The sequence below is a fragment of the Enterobacter sp. CC120223-11 genome (genome assembly GCF_900215375.1).
Lineage (GTDB): Bacteria > Pseudomonadota > Gammaproteobacteria > Enterobacterales > Enterobacteriaceae > Scandinavium.
The window spans coordinates 311,601-328,229 of sequence record NZ_OBEF01000002.1; the positions used below are offsets into that span (position 1 = coordinate 311,601).

Annotated in this window: 15 protein-coding genes; 7 read left to right on the forward strand and 8 right to left on the reverse strand. The window is 56.1% G+C overall.

The genetic code is table 11. From position 1 onward, the window contains the following. Positions 1-4: 4 nt before the first annotated feature. Positions 5-631: a multifunctional acyl-CoA thioesterase I/protease I/lysophospholipase L1 gene (gene tesA / locus CRO87_RS03710; RefSeq protein ID WP_141398661.1), complete on the reverse strand. Its 627-nt coding sequence runs from the start codon at positions 629-631 to the stop codon at positions 5-7. Between tesA and ybbA the strand changes: the two genes are divergently transcribed. The 3 genes from ybbA (at position 599) to CRO87_RS03725 (ending at position 5,023) form a co-directional block, all read left to right on the forward strand. Next, positions 599-1,285 carry a putative ABC transporter ATP-binding protein YbbA gene (ybbA, locus tag CRO87_RS03715; protein ID WP_097161673.1) on the forward strand — a complete coding sequence of 229 codons (687 nt, stop codon included), beginning with the start codon at positions 599-601 and terminating at the stop codon, positions 1,283-1,285. The genes tesA and ybbA overlap by 33 nt on opposite strands. Beyond that, positions 1,282-3,696: a putative ABC transporter permease subunit YbbP gene (gene ybbP, locus CRO87_RS03720; protein ID WP_097161576.1), complete on the forward strand. Its 2,415-nt coding sequence runs from the start codon at positions 1,282-1,284 to the stop codon at positions 3,694-3,696. Before ybbA ends, ybbP begins: the two co-directional genes overlap by 4 nt. Before the next feature lie 181 nt (positions 3,697-3,877). After that, the gene (locus tag CRO87_RS03725; RefSeq protein ID WP_097161577.1) at positions 3,878-5,023 is read left to right on the forward strand and encodes a porin; all 1,146 of its coding nucleotides are present in this window, start codon (positions 3,878-3,880) and stop codon (positions 5,021-5,023) included. Positions 5,024-5,127: 104 nt separating this feature from the next. Here the strand turns inward: CRO87_RS03725 and mnmH are convergent, their stop codons facing one another. From mnmH to purE, 3 genes are all read right to left on the reverse strand, one after another. After that, a complete protein-coding gene (mnmH, locus tag CRO87_RS03730) occupies positions 5,128-6,198 on the reverse strand; it encodes a tRNA 2-selenouridine(34) synthase MnmH (protein WP_097161578.1) in 1,071 nt (356 codons plus the stop codon). 89 nt (positions 6,199-6,287) lie between these two features. Further along, positions 6,288-7,355: a 5-(carboxyamino)imidazole ribonucleotide synthase gene (purK, locus tag CRO87_RS03735; protein WP_097161579.1), complete on the reverse strand. Its 1,068-nt coding sequence runs from the start codon at positions 7,353-7,355 to the stop codon at positions 6,288-6,290. After that, on the reverse strand, positions 7,352-7,861 hold the full coding sequence (gene purE, locus CRO87_RS03740) for a 5-(carboxyamino)imidazole ribonucleotide mutase (RefSeq protein ID WP_097161580.1): 510 nt from the start codon (positions 7,859-7,861) through the stop codon (positions 7,352-7,354). The genes purK and purE overlap by 4 nt, the downstream gene beginning before the upstream one ends. A 244-nt stretch (positions 7,862-8,105) precedes the next feature. Here purE and CRO87_RS03750 point away from each other — a divergent pair, with 244 nt between their 5' ends. Next, positions 8,106-8,366 carry a DUF2534 family protein gene (locus tag CRO87_RS03750; RefSeq protein ID WP_097161581.1) on the forward strand — a complete coding sequence of 87 codons (261 nt, stop codon included), beginning with the start codon at positions 8,106-8,108 and terminating at the stop codon, positions 8,364-8,366. Here the strand turns inward: CRO87_RS03750 and lpxH are convergent, their stop codons facing one another. Beyond that, complete coding sequence (gene lpxH, locus CRO87_RS03755) at positions 8,367-9,089, reverse strand: UDP-2,3-diacylglucosamine diphosphatase (RefSeq protein WP_097161582.1); 723 nt, start codon at positions 9,087-9,089, stop codon at positions 8,367-8,369. It lies immediately after the preceding gene. Positions 9,090-9,092: 3 nt separating this feature from the next. After that, the gene (ppiB, locus tag CRO87_RS03760) at positions 9,093-9,587 is read right to left on the reverse strand and encodes a peptidylprolyl isomerase B (protein ID WP_097161583.1); all 495 of its coding nucleotides are present in this window, start codon (positions 9,585-9,587) and stop codon (positions 9,093-9,095) included. Between the two features lie 172 nt (positions 9,588-9,759). Between ppiB and cysS the strand changes: the two genes are divergently transcribed. From cysS to CRO87_RS03775, 3 genes are all read left to right on the forward strand, one after another. Next, positions 9,760-11,145, forward strand: a complete 1,386-nt coding sequence (gene cysS / locus CRO87_RS03765; protein ID WP_097161584.1) for a cysteine--tRNA ligase — start codon at positions 9,760-9,762, stop codon at positions 11,143-11,145. Positions 11,146-11,660: 515 nt separating this feature from the next. Then, positions 11,661-12,101 carry a hypothetical protein gene (locus tag CRO87_RS22460; protein ID WP_141398662.1) on the forward strand — a complete coding sequence of 147 codons (441 nt, stop codon included), beginning with the start codon at positions 11,661-11,663 and terminating at the stop codon, positions 12,099-12,101. A gap of 271 nt (positions 12,102-12,372) precedes the next feature. Continuing rightward, positions 12,373-13,935: an FKBP-type peptidyl-prolyl cis-trans isomerase gene (locus CRO87_RS03775; protein ID WP_097161586.1), complete on the forward strand. Its 1,563-nt coding sequence runs from the start codon at positions 12,373-12,375 to the stop codon at positions 13,933-13,935. Between the two features lie 33 nt (positions 13,936-13,968). Here CRO87_RS03775 and malI read toward each other — a convergent pair whose 3' ends face one another. Both malI and CRO87_RS03785 read right to left on the reverse strand, forming a co-directional pair. Further along, on the reverse strand, positions 13,969-14,985 hold the full coding sequence (malI, locus tag CRO87_RS03780) for a Mal regulon transcriptional regulator MalI (protein ID WP_097161587.1): 1,017 nt from the start codon (positions 14,983-14,985) through the stop codon (positions 13,969-13,971). 90 nt (positions 14,986-15,075) lie between these two features. Next, on the reverse strand, positions 15,076-16,575 hold the full coding sequence (locus tag CRO87_RS03785) for a PTS transporter subunit EIIC (protein ID WP_097161588.1): 1,500 nt from the start codon (positions 16,573-16,575) through the stop codon (positions 15,076-15,078). Positions 16,576-16,629 lie beyond the last annotated feature (54 nt).

Here is a 16,629-nt window from a genome sequence, read left to right on the forward strand (position 1 = left end):
AGTTTCAGGAGTCGTGTTTAACTAAGGGAGCCAGACGCGTCGCCATCCAGTCGGCGATAAACGGCTGGGCGTCACGATTGGGATGAATACCGTCATCCTGCATCCACTGCGGTTTCAGATAGACCTCCTCCATGAAAAACGGCAGCAGAGGAATATCAAACTCTTCGGCAAGCTGCGGATAAATGGCGCTAAAGGCTTCATTATACCGGCGACCGTAGTTGGCAGGCAGGCGAATTTGCATCAGCAGCGGCTCGGCGTTGGCGGCCTTAATTGCATTGAGCACGGTACGCAGGGTTTGCTCTGTCTGCTGCGGTTGAAACCCGCGCAGGCCATCGTTACCGCCGAGTTCGACCAGCACCCAACGCGGCTGATGCTGCTTGAGCAGAGTCGGTAAGCGTGCCAGCCCCTGCTGAGAGGTATCCCCGCTGATACTGGCGTTGACAACCTCAGTCTTCGGCTGCCACTTTTCATTCAGGAGCGCGGGCCACGCGGCGTTCGCCGCCATGCGATACCCGGCGCTCAGACTGTCACCCAGGATTAACAGCGTGTCGGCAAACGCGGCGCGACAGGTTAACAGCAGCATAAACAGGAACGGCAGATGCCAGCGGAAAACATACTTGAAGTTCATCATCTTAAGAAATCCGTCGGTCAGGGGGAGCAGGAGCTTTCCATCCTTACCGGAGTTGAGCTGCTTGTCAAACGGGGCGAGACGCTCGCGTTGGTCGGCGAATCGGGCTCCGGAAAATCGACGCTGCTGGCGATCCTCGCCGGGCTCGACGACGGCAGCAGCGGTGAAGTGAAGCTGATGGGGCAGCCGCTGCACCAGATGGATGAAGAAGCCCGCGCCGCATTGCGTGCCCGCCACGTCGGCTTTGTCTTCCAGTCCTTTATGCTTATTCCGACGCTCAACGCGCTGGAAAACGTTGAACTCCCGGCGCTGCTGCGCGGCGAAAGCGACAGCCAGGGTCGCAGTCATGCCAGAGGGCTGCTGGAGCAGCTCGGCCTCGGCAAGCGCCTGCACCATCTTCCGGCCCAGCTCTCTGGTGGGGAACAGCAGCGCGTGGCGCTGGCACGCGCCTTCAACGGACGGCCCGATTTGCTGTTTGCGGACGAGCCTACGGGGAATCTCGACCGACAAACCGGCGATCGCATTGCAGACCTGCTGTTTTCCCTTAACCGTGAACACGGCACGACCCTGATACTGGTCACGCATGACCCTGAACTGGCCGCGCGCTGCGACAGGCGGCTGCGGCTGGTGAACGGGCAACTGCGGGAGGAGTCATGATTGCCCGCTGGTTCTGGCGCGAGTGGCGCTCGCCGTCGCTGCTGATTGTCTGGCTGGCGCTGAGCCTGGCGGTTGCCTGCGTACTGGCGCTCGGCAACATCAGCGACCGTATGGACAAAGGTCTCAGCCAGCAGAGCCGCGAGTTTATGGCCGGAGACAGAACGCTGCGTACTTCACGTGAAGTCCCGCCGGAGTGGCTGGCGAAAGCGCGTGAAGCAGGGCTCAAGGTAGGCGAGCAGATCAATTTCGCTACCATGACCTACGCGGGTGACACGCCGCAGCTGGCTAGCGTAAAAGCGGTCGATGACGTTTACCCGATGTACGGCGAGCTGGATACCAGCCCGGCGGGCCTGAAACCGCAAGCCGGAACGGTGCTGCTTGCTCCACGCCTGATGGCGCTGCTGAACCTGAAAACGGGGGATTCGATAGACGTCGGCGATGCCACGCTGCGCATTGCGGGTGAAGTCGTTCAGGAGCCTGATTCCGGTTTTAACCCGTTCCAGATGGCTCCGCGCCTGATGATGAACATTGCCGACGTGGCAAAAACCGGGGCGGTGCAGCCTGGCAGCCGCGTCAGCTGGCGCTACAAATTCGGTGGTACTCCGCAGCAAATCGAAGCTTACGAAAAATGGCTGCTGCCGCAGCTCAAGCCCGATCAGCGCTGGATTGGCCTCGAGCAGGATGAGGGTGCACTCGGTAAATCACTCGAACGTTCCCAGCAGTTCCTTCTGCTTTCAGCACTGCTGACGCTGCTGCTGGCAGTGGCCGCCGTCGCGGTGGCGATGGGGCATTACTGCCGCAGCCGCTACGATTTAGTGGCGGTGCTGAAAACCCTCGGGGCCGGGCGAACGCAGCTGCGCAAGCTGATCCTCGGGCAGTGGGCGATGCTGTTGCTGCTCTCGCTGATAACCGGTGGGGCGATGGGGCTGGTTTTCGAAAATATCCTGATGGTGCTGCTCAAACCGGTGCTTCCGGCGGCGCTGCCGCCAGCCAGTCTCTGGCCGTGGCTGTGGGCCACTGGCGCAATGGTGGTGATTTCCGCCCTGGTGGGGATGCGTCCGTGGCGCTTGCTTTTGGCCACTCAGCCGCTGCGGGTGTTAAGGCGCGATGCGGTGGCGAACGTTTGGCCGCTTAAATTTTATATTCCGGCCATGACTGTGGTTGTGGTGGCATTGCTGGCCTGGCTGATGGGCGGCTCAATGCTGCTTTGGTCTGTGCTGGCGGGCGCGGTGGTGCTGGCCATATTGTGCGGCCTGGTGGGCTGGCTGCTGCTGAATCTGCTCAAACGCATAACGTTGAAGTCGCTGGCGCTGCGCCTGGCAGTCAGCCGCCTGCTGCGCCAGCCGTGGTCGACGCTCAGCCAACTGGCGGCGTTTTCACTCTCCTTTATGCTGCTGGCGCTGCTGCTGGTGCTGCGCGGCGATCTGCTGGACCGCTGGCAGCAACAGCTCCCGCCGGAAAGCCCGAACTACTTCCTGATTAATATCGCCCCGGAACAGGTTGGCCCGGTAAAAGCGTTTCTGGCCGAGCATCAGGTTATTCCCTCCACGTTTTACCCCATCGTCCGGGCACGCCTGACGGAGATTAACGATAAAACGACCGACGGCAATAAAGACGAAGCGCTGAACCGCGAACTGAACCTGACCTGGCAGAGCCAGGTGCTCGATCACAACACCGTCACCGCTGGAAGCTGGCCGCCGAAAGCGGGGGAAGTGTCGATTGAAGAAGGGCTGGCGAAGCGCCTGAACGTGGGGATTGGCGACAAGGTGACCTTCACCGGCGATACCCAGGCGTTCAGCGCGCAGGTGACCAGCCTGCGAAAAGTAGACTGGGAAAGCCTGCGGCCTAACTTCTTCTTTATCTTCCCGAACGGCGCGCTCGACGGTCAGCCGCAAAGCTGGCTTACCAGCTTCCGCTGGGATAACGGCAGTGCGCTGTTAACGCAGCTTAATCGCGAGTTTCCTACCGTCAGCCTGCTGGATATTGGCGCGATCCTGAAGCAGGTCGGACAGGTGCTGGAGCAGGTCAGCCGCGCGCTGGAGGTGATGGTGGTGCTGGTGACCGTCTGCGGCGTCCTGTTGCTGCTGGCTCAGGTGCAGGTGGGAATGCGTCAGCGTCATCAGGAGCTGGTGGTGTGGCGCACGCTCGGGGCGGGCAAATCGCTGCTGCGCACCACGCTGTGGGCGGAGTTCGCTCTTTTAGGGCTGGTGTCTGGCCTGGTGGCCGCGATCGGCGCAGAAACGGCACTGGCAGTGTTGCAAACGAAGGTGTTTGATTTCCCGTGGGAGCCGGACTGGCGTCTGTGGATTACGTTACCATTGTGTGGCGGTATTTTACTTTCACTGTGCGGCGGTTGGCTGGGTTTACGCCTGCTGAAGGGCAAAGCCTTATTCCGTCAGTTCAGCAGTTAATTTATATCCGTCATTAATTAAAACCGGCCACCGTGCCGGTTTTATCTTTTTAAACGCACGTAAGGATAAATTGACTTGTTTAATCGCACGTTTCATTAAAAAACCATCGACACAAATTTGGAGATAAAAGTTAATATCCGTTAAGTAAATGCGTGTCTGTTAATTTACTCAGGGATATAACATGAAAATAACAAAAAATGCACTGGCGCTCGCCGTCGGTGCCGCAGTGGCGTTAACGTCTATGGCCACTCAGGCCGAGATCACTTTACTCAAGCAGGATCCGCAGGCGGGCGATCCTTTGAGCCGTCTGAATTTCACCGTCGGCGGCAGTATCCGCCCACAGTTTAATATGATGACGGGCGACGGCGACAAAGGTTCATATAAGCGTAATGGCTTCGATGGCGGGACCCGTTTCCGCTTTGCTGCTGATTATTATCTGTTCGATGATATTAGCTGGATAAGCTATTACGAGCTCGGGGTGAATATTCCGGCGCTGTTCGACTGGGATAATCATTATGCTGAAGGCGCTAATAATACATCACGCCGTATGCTCTACACCGGCCTGAAAAGTAATACCTGGGGTACGTTAACCTTCGGCCAGCAAAACAGCGTGTATTACGATGTGGTCGGCGCGAAAACCGATATCTGGGATTACGATATGATCGGCCAGGCTCCGGGTAACGGCATTAACGGCGACTATGATGGATCCTATCGTTCTCGCAAGATGCTGAAATACAAGAAAACCGTAGGTGACGTTGATCTCTACGCTTCTTACCTGTTCAACGACAATGAATATCTGCCGGGCAACGGTCTGCGCTACAAGCGCAAGGGCGGCGGTTCGCTGGGTGTGAACTACCACATCACCGACGATTTGACCTGGGGTACCGCGTGGAACTATACCCGCGCCGATATGCGCAACCCGGACAACAACGACAGCAAAACCTATGACCAGAACATCCTCGGTACGGCGTTGAGCTACACCCCGGATAACTGGACGTTCTCCTTCGGCGGCGGCTGGTATCAGAACTTCCTGACCACCAAAAAAGTCTCGGTTAATGACTACTTCGCGGGCGACGCGTGGGGCATTGAGTACTTCGCGGGCTACAAATTCCCGATTGGTCAGTATGGACTCAAATCCGTACAGCCGTACTTTATGGGCGACCGTTTGCAGTACGTCAACGGACGCAACTACCAGCGTATCGACAACGGCGTGGGCGTCAGCTTCAAGCTCGACTACGGCTTCCAGGTGGACTACGAACACGTCTTCACCTCAAGCACCGACGATCTCGGCGACATGAATCTGGTGCGTCTGCGCTACGATTTCTGATTTGGAACAATGCCCGGTGGCGGCTTTGCCTGACCGGGCCTACAAAATCGAGAGAGAATGAGGTTTTTGTAGGCCCGATAAGCCTGCGCATCGGGCAATTATTATCAGAGGCTAATCCAGCCAGAAACTTCCTGCCACGTCCCGCGAAACACAATCTTCTCTGCTTTTTTGCTGAGCTGATAGCGATACATTGGGTCGTAATATTCCGACAGCAGCGGCTTCAGCCAGCTGAGATGTGCTTCGGTGGTGCCACTTTGCTGCTGCTCAACCAAAGCGGAATCCAGCCTCTCCGTCAGCTCCGCAAAGCGCTGGAGCCCCAGCCGACGACGAATGGCGAACAGGCCGTGATGCAGGTATTCGCTGTATTCCTGCCAGCCTTTTTCCTCACCACTGGCCTGCATGAAATCGTGATGCATGCGGGTGAAATACTCTTCGCGCAGGCGCGCCAGGCGAATCTCAAACGGATCCTCCACCACCACAATCGAAGCCTGTGCCATACGGTTGCGCAGGCATTCCGGCAGGTGATTGGCGCCAATCATATGGCCTTCGTCTTCCAGCACCCAGCGTGAGGCATCCCGCTGCAGCAGTTCGACGGCCAGCGCGTTCTCAAAACTCGCCTGCGAAAGCTGCGGGACCAGGGTGCGGCCAAACGACGAACCACGATGATGCGCGAGGCCTTCCAGATCGATCCCTGCCGCATGAGTACGAATCAGCTCCGTTTTGCCGTTACCCGTGCAGCCACCAACCAGCACCATCGGGCGCTGAACAGCCTCTTCAGTCACGGCGATCGCCGTCTGGCGCAGGGATTTATAGCCGCCGACAATCAGCGGCGCATCGAAGCCTGCCTCACGCAGCCACTCTTGCGTGATATGCGAACGTTGGCCGCCGCGGGCGCAGCAGAGATACGCCTCGGGATGACGCTGGAGTGCCTCAATCCAGGCGCTGACGCGCTGCTGGCGCTTCTCGCCTTTCACCAGCGAGTGGCCGAGCTTCAGGGCGGCTTCGGCACCGTGACGCTTATAGCTGGTGCCGACGGCAGCGCGCTCTTCGTCGTTCATCAGCGGCAGGTTGAAGGCCGCAGGCACTGAGCCTTGCTGATATTCGACGGGCGCACGCACGTCGATGATGGGCGTTCCAGCGCGCAAAATGGCGCGGAAATCTGTCCCATTAGTCATGGAGAAATCCTTAGTGGAAAAGCATGGGAGGATTTTACGCGCGTGAGAGCAGGCCGGGGAAGGGGAAGATCAATCCCCGGCCAGAAAGGTTAACTCAGTTTTGACTGCGCCCAGGCAATGCCGCTGGCATATTCAGGCGGCAGGAGGGGGGTGAGGGCTTCCAGCGTGGCGCTCAGACGGCCGGTGTCGCTGTCGTTAAGATTCAGATGGCCCACTTTGCGGCCTTCACGCACCTCTTTGTCGTACCAGTGCAGATGCACCAGCGGCAGCTTCAGCCAGTCATAGTTCAGGTCGGTACCAATCAGGTTGACCATCACCGAAGGGCTGTTGACCACCGGCGGCGGCAGCGGAAGACTGGTGATGCCGCGCAGGTGCAGCTCAAACTGGCTGATGGAAGCCCCGTTTTGCGTCCAGTGCCCGCTGTTATGCACGCGCGGGGCCAGCTCGTTGATCAGCAATCCCGCAGGCGTGACGAAACACTCCATCGCCATCACGCCGACATAGTTCAGTTCGTTCATAATAGCGGTCAGCATGCTTTCTGCCTGTAACTGCTGCTGAGCGTTCGCCTGTGGGAAGGCCACGCTGACGCGCAGAATACCTTCCTGATGCAGATTGTGGGTTAGCGGATAAAACACCGCGCTGCCGTCGTGGGCACGGGCGCCAACCAGCGAGACTTCGCCGCTGAAGTTGATGCCCTGCTCGACGATGCAATCGCCGTAGCACTCTTCCGGCAGCTGATCCGTTTCCCCGGCGCGCAAACGCCACTGCCCGCGACCGTCGTAGCCTCCGGTACGGCGTTTGACGATAGCCAGGTCACCCAGACGGTCGAACACGCCAGGCCATTCGCTTTTTTCTGCCAGCAGCTGCCACGGCGCGGTAGCCAGCCCGAGTTTGTCGAACAGCTGCTTTTGCGTCAGACGGTCGGCAATGATTGGGAAGACGTCACGGTTCACAAACGCTTTATGCAGCGCCAGTTCTCGGGTTAATGCGGTTTCCGGCCAGCGTTCGATTTCTGCGGTGATAACGCTTTGCTGGAAAGGTACGGCTTCCGGCTCGGCTTCCAGCCCAACCGGCCAGACGCTGATCCCAAGCGGCTCCCCGGCCTGACGTAGCATGCGGCCTAACTGACCGTTGCCAAGGACGCAAACCTGCTTCATGCCGCACCCCGCGGATCCGGGTTATCCAGCACTTCGTCGGTCTGCGCTTTACGCCAGTCGGCCAGGCGCTGGTGGAGTTCGCCGTCGTGGGTCGCCAGAATCTGCGCGGCCAGCAGGGCTGCGTTTGCCGCACCTGCTTTACCGATTGCCAGCGTGCCGACGGGAATACCACGCGGCATTTGCACAATAGAGTAAAGGCTGTCGACGCCGCTCAGGGCTGCGCTTTGCACAGGCACGCCGAGAACCGGTACCAGCGTTTTTGCGGCAATCATGCCAGGCAGATGCGCCGCACCGCCAGCACCGGCGATGATGACCTGGTAGCCATTTTCTTCAGCCGTTTCGGCGAAGCTAAAGAGTTTGTCCGGCGTGCGGTGTGCAGAAACCACTTCCACGTGGTGCGGTACGTTCAGGGCATCAAGGATCTCAGCGGCAAACTGCATGGTAGCCCAGTCGCTTTTGGACCCCATCACGATGGCGACACGCGCCGGATTGTTGCGGGAAGACATGCGTCTTAAAACTCCTGTGGGTGTGGAACACACGGCATTGAAGGCCACAGAGAATAGCACGGAAAATCGGCAAGGAAAACGGTTGCGCGGTGATGAAATGGGCAAATGCGCCGTCCGGTTGCACGCTGCTGTAAATTTACCCCGATCGCGGATGAAATGAGGTAAAGTCACCGCTGGAGTCGTAACCTGACAGAAAAAATGACTGCGATACACTCGCAGCACAGCATAACCACGAGGAGAGCGTATGCTGAAAATTCTTCGCACCCCGGAAGGGAAAAAGTTTCTGACGGCCGTGGCCATTGTTTTTATCGTTGCGGTGTCGGTGGTGACAAAAGTGACGTTCCAGGGCGTTGAGGATCAGTACAACCTGCCGATGGACCAGTGGAGCGTGTCGATGTACTTCATGCAGGGCGCATGGGCGACCATCTACAGCATCATGTTCACCATTATCGGTTCACTGCCGTTTGGGTTCTACTTCCTCGGGCCGAAGGACGATCGCGGCTGATCAAAACGGGAAGGCGATAAGTTCGACGTTATCGGTGGTCACTTTGACCATCGATCCTTCCTCGTGCCATGCGCCTAACACCACGCGAAATGCGGGCCGGCCGTTGGCGCTGAGCTCGTGTACCGCCGGGCGATGAGTGTGGCCGTGAATCAGCCACTGCACCTGATGTTTTTCCATCACGTCGACAACTGCCTGCGGGTTCACGTCCATAATGTTCATGGTCTTGTGGCTGTTGGCGGCTTTACTGCCGTCGCGCATACTGGCGGCGATTCGGCGGCGGATGAACAGCGGCAGGGCAAGGAAAAGCTTTTGTAGCCAGGGCTGGTGGACTTTGGCACGAAAGGCCTGGTAGCCCGCATCGTCCGTACAAAGCGTATCGCCGTGCAGAATTAAAACCGGACGACCATATAATTCAAGTCGCTGCTCTTCCGGCAGCAGGATCATGCCGCTTTCAGCTGCAAAACGCTTGCCGAGCAGGAAATCGCGATTGCCATGTATGAAGTAGCAGGGCACGCCGGACTCAACCAGGGCTTTGATTTCACGCGCCATTTCGCGGTGCAGCGGTTCAGGGTCGTCATCGCCAATCCAGGCTTCAAACAGATCGCCAAGAATGTACAGCGCATCGGCGCTGCGCGCTTCACCGCGTAAAAAACGCAGAAAACCGGCGGTGATCGCCGGTTCTTCTGTGTGCAGGTGCAAATCTGCAATAAAAAGCGTCGCCACGAATTACTCGCTGACGGTTACGCTTGTCACGATAACGTCTTCTTTAGGAACGTCCTGGTGCATGCCGCTGCGGCCGGTGGCAACTGCTTTGATTTTGTCGACCACGTCCATGCCTTCAACCACTTCGGCAAATACGCAGTAGCCCCAACCCTGCAGGCTTTCGCCGGAGAAGTTCAGGAAGTCGTTATCAACCACGTTGATGAAGAACTGCGCGGTGGCGGAGTGTGGCGCCTGAGTACGGGCCATTGCCAGGGTGCCGCGGGTGTTTTTCAGGCCGTTGTTGGCTTCGTTTTTGATCTGATCTTTGGTGGTCTTCTGATTCATGCCTGGCTCAAAGCCGCCGCCCTGGATCATGAAACCATTAATTACACGGTGGAAAATGGTGTTGTTGTAGAAACCTTCGCGGCAGTAGTCCAGGAAGTTTTTAACTGTTTCAGGCGCTTTATCGTCAAAAGTTTTGATAACGATATCGCCGTGATTGGTGTGGAAAGTAACCATTTTTGCATCCTGTTCCGATATAGTGGTGCGAATACCCGCAGACGGGTCACGTATAGGGGGTTGTTATAGCATAACCGCCGGGTTCGATCACCTTGCATTGCGTGCTGCTTCCCGACTGAATAACGGGTAGAATACGCCGTTTAAGACCACACACGTTTACATGGAATCTTCAATGTTAAAAATCTTCAATACACTGACGCGCCAAAAAGAGGAATTTAAACCTATTCATGCCGGAAAAGTGGGCATGTACGTGTGTGGTATCACCGTTTACGATCTCTGTCATATCGGCCATGGCCGTACTTTTGTTGCCTTCGACGTGGTGTCCCGCTACCTGCGTTTTCTCGGTTACGATCTGAAGTACGTGCGCAATATCACCGATATTGACGACAAAATCATCAAACGCGCTAATGAAAACGGCGAAGATTTCGTGGCGCTTGTCGACCGCATGATCGTCGAAATGCACAAAGATTTTGATGCGCTGAACATTCTGCGCCCGGACAACGAGCCGCGCGCGACGCACCACATTCATGAGATCGTCGATATCACCGAAAAGCTGATCGCTCGTGGTCACGCCTATGTCGCTGATAATGGCGACGTGATGTTCTCGGTGCCAAGCGATCCAAACTATGGCCTGCTGTCGCGTCAGGATCTGGAAAACCTCCAGGCGGGCGCACGGGTTGACGTGGTGGACGTAAAACGCAACCCGATGGACTTTGTGTTGTGGAAAATGTCGAAAGCGGGCGAGCCGAGCTGGCCGTCTCCGTGGGGCGAAGGGCGTCCGGGCTGGCACATCGAATGTTCGGCGATGAACTGCAAGCAGCTGGGTTCACATTTCGATATTCACGGCGGCGGTTCGGATCTGATGTTCCCGCACCATGAAAACGAGATCGCCCAGTCCACCTGCGCGCACGACGGCGAGTACGTAAATACCTGGATGCATTCCGGCATGGTGATGGTCGATCGCGAGAAGATGTCCAAGTCGCTTGGCAACTTCTTCACCGTGCGTGACGTGCTGAAGTATTACGATGCGGAAACCGTGCGCTACTTCCTGATGTCCGGCCACTATCGCAGTCAACTGAACTACAGCGAAGAGAACCTGAAACAGGCGCGTTCTGCGCTGGAGCGCTTGTATACCGCACTGCGCGGGACGGATACTTCCGTTGAAGCCGCGGGCGGCGAAGCGTTTGAGGCCCGCTTCCGCGAAGCGATGGACGATGACTTCAACACGCCGGAAGCCTACTCCGTGCTGTTCGACATGGCGCGTGAAGTGAACCGTCTGAAGGGCGAAGATGGGGTTGCGGCAAACGCCATGGCGTCTCATCTGCGTAAGCTCTCCGCCGTGCTGGGCCTGCTGGCGCAGGATCCGGAACTCTTCTTGCAGGGCGGGGCGCAGGCCGATGATGGCGAAGTGGCGGAAATCGAAGCGTTAATTAAGCAGCGTCTGGAAGCGCGTCAGTCGAAGGACTGGGCCGCGGCGGATGCAGCACGTGACCGTCTGAACGAGATGGGCATTGTGCTGGAAGACGGTGCTCAGGGTACAACCTGGCGTCGTAAGTAAACCTTGTATACCCGGCGGCGCAATGCCTGCCGGGTTTCCACCACCGGCTCCGCACTAAACCCTCTCCACCACGATACTCCCATCGCTACGGCAGACGGCAAACCTATCCGCAGTCATTCTGCCAGGTGCCACTGATACCCTCATAAGCGTTAAGGCGTGGCGGGCCATGGACGCGACTTTACTCATCTGTCTGGCGAAAAGGCACCTGCAGCCTGAAACAGAGTGGCAGAAAATGTTCTTAATTTTCATCGGAAAATACGGAATCATTTTCTTATGCATTAGGAATTTTCCACATGAATTCGATATTTAACGCTTAATTTTCTCATGTGAAAATAAACTTCATTCGCTAAATTCATAATGTCTGGATATTTAAACTGGATTATTTCAACAACATTTTCCCTACATATAAACAACATTGCCGTCGGTGTATTTATAGGCATTGTTTTTTATTTTTAAATTATAAATAATCCGGCACTCTCATTTAAAAAAGACAAAACATTAACGAGGGCGACACCTTGAATTGTATAAACAAACATCGTGAATATCTTTGGACGATCCACTGCCTGAAAATCGCTCTACCGTTGGCTTTCCTTGTGGCGGGTTGTCAAAACCCTGTACCGCAGAAAACTCGTCCAGTTGAACCGGGCAGGATATCAGCCTCCGTACAGGCACCAGAAGCGGCTCAGGGTAACCAGGTCAGAAGCAGCATGACGACCTGCCAGCGCGAATTGATCGCACTTTCTAAAGTTAATCAGCGGAGTTATGCGCAAAAGAAGGCTGAGTTCGATCTGCTGCTTTCCCGTGCTTCAGTGTATACCTCTGTCCGTGATGAAATTGGCGCAGAAACCAAAGATACAATGGATGCGCTGTATAAATTTAAAACGCAGAAATTGTGTAGTGATATTGAGATTGCTGTCCGCCAGTCTTTGATCAGTACAGGAGAAAGCATTAAATGATAAGTATCACACCACGCTCACTTTTTTTTTTGTATTTCCGACGCTGATTAGCGCCATTGTTTCATTAAATGTAAATGCAGCCGACAATACCAAAACGCTTCAGTCACTGGAGATTATTACTTCGCAGTCCAGCGATATTCCTGATCTATTAACAGAGAGAAGGATCGATCTTCCGCCAGCCATCGTCAACAAATCTGCCGATAACAAGCCTGTTGTAATATCGGAATGCGTGGAGGGTGAGCGTTCTCAAAAGAGTCAACTGGCTGCCACTATGCCAGAATACGTAGCGTTACAGAAAAAGCTCGCTGAATCGCAAAAGCAAAGAAATCAGCTAGAAATCCAACAGAAAAGCGTGCAGCAACAGCTTGAAGAAAAAAGCCAGCAACTGGCGGCAATGAGTAAGGTTCAGTCGGGCGAAAAGGCCTTAGACGACGGGCAAAAGGCGCAGTTGACTGATTTGCAGAACCAAAATGCGGCGCTTAAAAAGCAGATTACAACCCTGACCGCCAGCCAAATCAGCAACTCGCTTGAGCTTGCCGCGGCCAAAACACTCGAGAGCCAGGCTGTTTCTCAGCTTAAAAAGCAGCTCGCAGAGAGCCAGGATAAGGCTGTTGCGCTGACAGCTCAGATTACGGACCTGACGGCGAAGACGGCCGCGACTGAGAAGGCGGCAGAGGCACGCAGCAGTGACGACAAGACCGTGGCTGCGTTAAAGCAATCGCTGAGCCAGAGTCAGCGCGAAGCCGAAATGCTGAAGAAATCGTTGGCAGAAAGCCAGACGGCATCGGCGGCACTGCAACAACAGATCGCCACGCTGACGTCCAGTCAGTCCGAAGACGTGAAGACGCTGGCGCAGATTAAGCAACAGCTGAGCGAAAGCCAGACCCGAACGGCGGCGCTGACGAAGCAGCTGGCGACCCTGGACTCGTCGCAGGATGATACCGGCAAAGCGGCCGGACAGATGAAGGCTGCTTTAGAAGAAAGTCAGAAAGTGGCGAAGGATCTGCTGGCGAAGAATACGGCGCTGATCGCAGATAATAAGCGCAAAGAGGAACACATTGCCGTCTCGCAGAAATCCCTGTTGGAGAGTCAGAAAGACCGTGATGAGATGAATAAAAGCCTGAAGGACGCCAGTGGGAAAGTGAAAGCACAGGAGAAGCAACTGACCGAGCTTCGCAATCGGAAGTCCGCCGCTGTCGTTACGCCGGAGCCCAAATCACAGAACGAAATGCGTTCCTATGCGCTCGGTACGCTGTGGGGGCATGAGGTGAACGGCGCGATGAGGACGGTGGAATCTGATGGCATTACCCTGGAACTCTCGCAGGTGATTAGCGGCGTGAGCGATACGCTTAATGGCAAGTTTCGGATCCCACGACAGAAAATTATCGAGCAGCTGGATGTCATGAACAAGCAGGCGATGGCTAAGCGTAAGCCTGCAGAAAGCAGCGCCAGCAATGACTTCCTTCAGTCGTTCAGTAAAAAACCAGGCACAAAACGAGACGGCATGGGGTATTACTACCGGGTGCTGAATAAAGGCGACGGAAAAATTACCTCCAGCAACGTGGTGGCCATTTCGGTTAAAGAGAGCCTGGCTAACGGTAAGGTGATTAAGGATATGACCAAAACGGGCAACGTGCTTTCCCTGCCGCTGGCTAACTTCCCGCCGCTGTTCTCATCCGCGATCGGCAAGATGAACAACAAAGGTAAGATGATTATGGCGGTGCCACCTGAGCTGGCCTATGGCGAGCAGGGGCGACCGCCGGAAATCCCGCCGAACGCCACTATGGTGTATGAAATTACGGTGATGGATGTGCGCCCTGCCGAAGGAAAATAAATATGCATTCAGGCCCGGTTCTGCCGGGCTTTTTTATGCCGATTCGCGGGCAATTAACTGCCCGGAAAGCGTGATGCGCTGAGTCTGTAATTCAGGCTCTCTCAGTTTGCGAATGATAACGCCAGCGGCCTGACGCCCGGTCTCCTCGCTTGCCGATGATACGTAGGTAAACGACGGCGAAGTAAGATTGACGTGCAGCATATCTTCGAAGCCAACCAGGGCCACCTGCTGAGTCAGGAACACATCCTTTCCAATGGTGCGGCCGACCTGATGAATGCCGTTGATGCAGCCGATCATAGCGTCTGGCGAATGGCAGAGCAGGGCGGTGATGGTGTTGTGTTTTTCCAGCAGTTGCCGGGTGGCAAGGCTTGCCGCCTGCGTATCATCGTTGCAGGCCGGGGCGGAGTCTTCTTTCCACACCATGCCGCTTTGCGTCAGCGCGTTGCGAAAGCCCTGCAGCCTCTGTTGGCGAATGAGGCAGTCGGCCTGGCCGCCAATATAGCCGATGCTGCGGTGTCCGCGCTCAATCAGATAACGGGTGGCAAGGCTTGCGGCCTGGCGGTTGTCGCGCATCACCATATTGCAGCTTTCTTCCATCAGCGACTGGGAAACCACGACTAACGGCAGCGGGCACTGGCGAATCAGGTCCGGCAGCGTTGCACGCGTGGTGTCCGAAGAGAGATAAATCACGCCCGCCACACCCTGCTGTTTGAAGGAGAGGAGGCAGCGCTCGAGGCTTGTCCGGTCATCCAACGGCTGGCCGAGGAAAACCATAAACCCCTGCTTCTCCAGCTCCTGAACCACGCTTGCCATCACTTTGATGGAGAAGCTGTCGCTGAAGTCACGCAGGATAAGGCCGATTAGATTGGAGGTGTTGGCGCGAAGGTTTGCGGCGGCAACGTTATGCACGTAGCCGAGCTGGGTGATGGCAGCCTGAACTTTCCCGATGGTGGCGTCGGAAATTTTGCCCTTTTGGCGCAGAACCAGCGAGACGGTAGAGACGGAGACGCCCGCCTCTTTTGCCACATCAATAATGCTGACTTTTTTCAAACCTGCTCCCTGATAAACCACCGCAATCAGTCAGATAACGCACCGTCTCCCGCACGGGCAGGAGACGGTGGACAGCGTAACATCTTCCGCTTATTTGCCAATCATCGTCGACATGGTTTGTGCGATAAATTGCGCTCTGGCGCCAAATATTACCTGAATACCTGAATCACCCACGAAGACGACGCCTCGGGCACCCAAAGCATTGAGTCCATCTTTGTCCACGATATCGCTTTCGGCCACTTCCAGACGCAGGCGGGTGATGCAGGAACCCACGGAGTCGATGTTCTGCGCGCCGCCCAGCAGGCCGATGATTTCGGTGGCCAGTTCGGTGTCCGTTTTGTCGTTGGCGTTTGCGGTGACGCTGGTGCGGCCAGGCGTTTTCACGTCAAAGCGGCGGATCACGAAGCGGAAGGTGAAGTAGTAAATCAGGCCCATCGGAATGCCGATGATGATGGCGCTCAGGAAGTTGGTCTGATAGCCGTTGAACGACGGCAGGATGCCGAACGACAGGTAGTCGATAAAGCCCGCAGAGAACGACTTGGCGATGTGCGCATGCATCAGATACATCGTCATGTAGGCCAGACCGGCCATGATGGCGTTGAAGACGTACAGCACCGGCGCCACAAAGATAAAGGTGAACTCAACGGGCTCGGTGATGCCGGTCAGGAAACAGGTCAGGGCGGCAGAGAACAGAATACCGGCGGCAATTTTTTTGTTCGCCGTGTGCGCTTCGTGGTACATCGCAAGACAGGCCGCAGGCAGCGCGAACAGCATCAACGGGAATTCACCCTGCATGAACTTACCGGCGTTCTGGTAGCTGTCGCTGCTGAAGGACTTCACGCCCTCTTCCAGCATTTTGAACCAGATGGTCTGGTCGCCGTGGATGACCTGGCCTGCCTGAGTGGTGTAATCACCGAAGGAGTACCAGAACGACGGATACCAGATGTGGTGCAGCCCGAGCGGGATAAGCGCGCGTTCGACCAGGCCAAAGATAAAGGTCGATGCCGCCTGGTTGTCGCCATTTACCACTACGGAAAGCGCGTCAATACCGGACTGAATATGCGACCAGATGTACGGCAGCAGCAGGCCCATAATGAAGGAGAGGAAGGCGGTGGCAATGGCCACAAAGCGCTTACCGGAGAAGAAGCCGAGGAATTCGGGCAGCTGCATCTGGTGGAAGCGGTTATAGCACCAGGCCGCCAGCACGCCGCAAATCAGGCCACCAAAGACGCCCATCTGCAACGTTGGAATGCCGACCACCATCGCATATTTCCCGCCCTGGGAAGCCATTTCCGGCGTGATGCTCAGGACTGTGCTGATAGTGATGTTGGTGACGAAGACGGATACCGCTGCTGATAACGCCGCAATCCCGGATTCGGATGCCAGCCCGACGGCGGAACCGATGGCGAACAGCATCGGCAGGTTATCGAAAATGACGCCACCGGCGTTCATCATCAGCGGCAGATGGAATTTATCGCCGAACGCCAGCAGCAGACCGGCGGCGGGCAGAAGTGAAATTGGCAGCATTAAGGCGCGACCAATCATGGACAGTTTTGACAACGATTTAACAAACCCTGAGAACAGACTCATGCTGTTTTCCCCCGACCTGTGACCCTGAGATGCACTGAATACGTGCTGTTATTG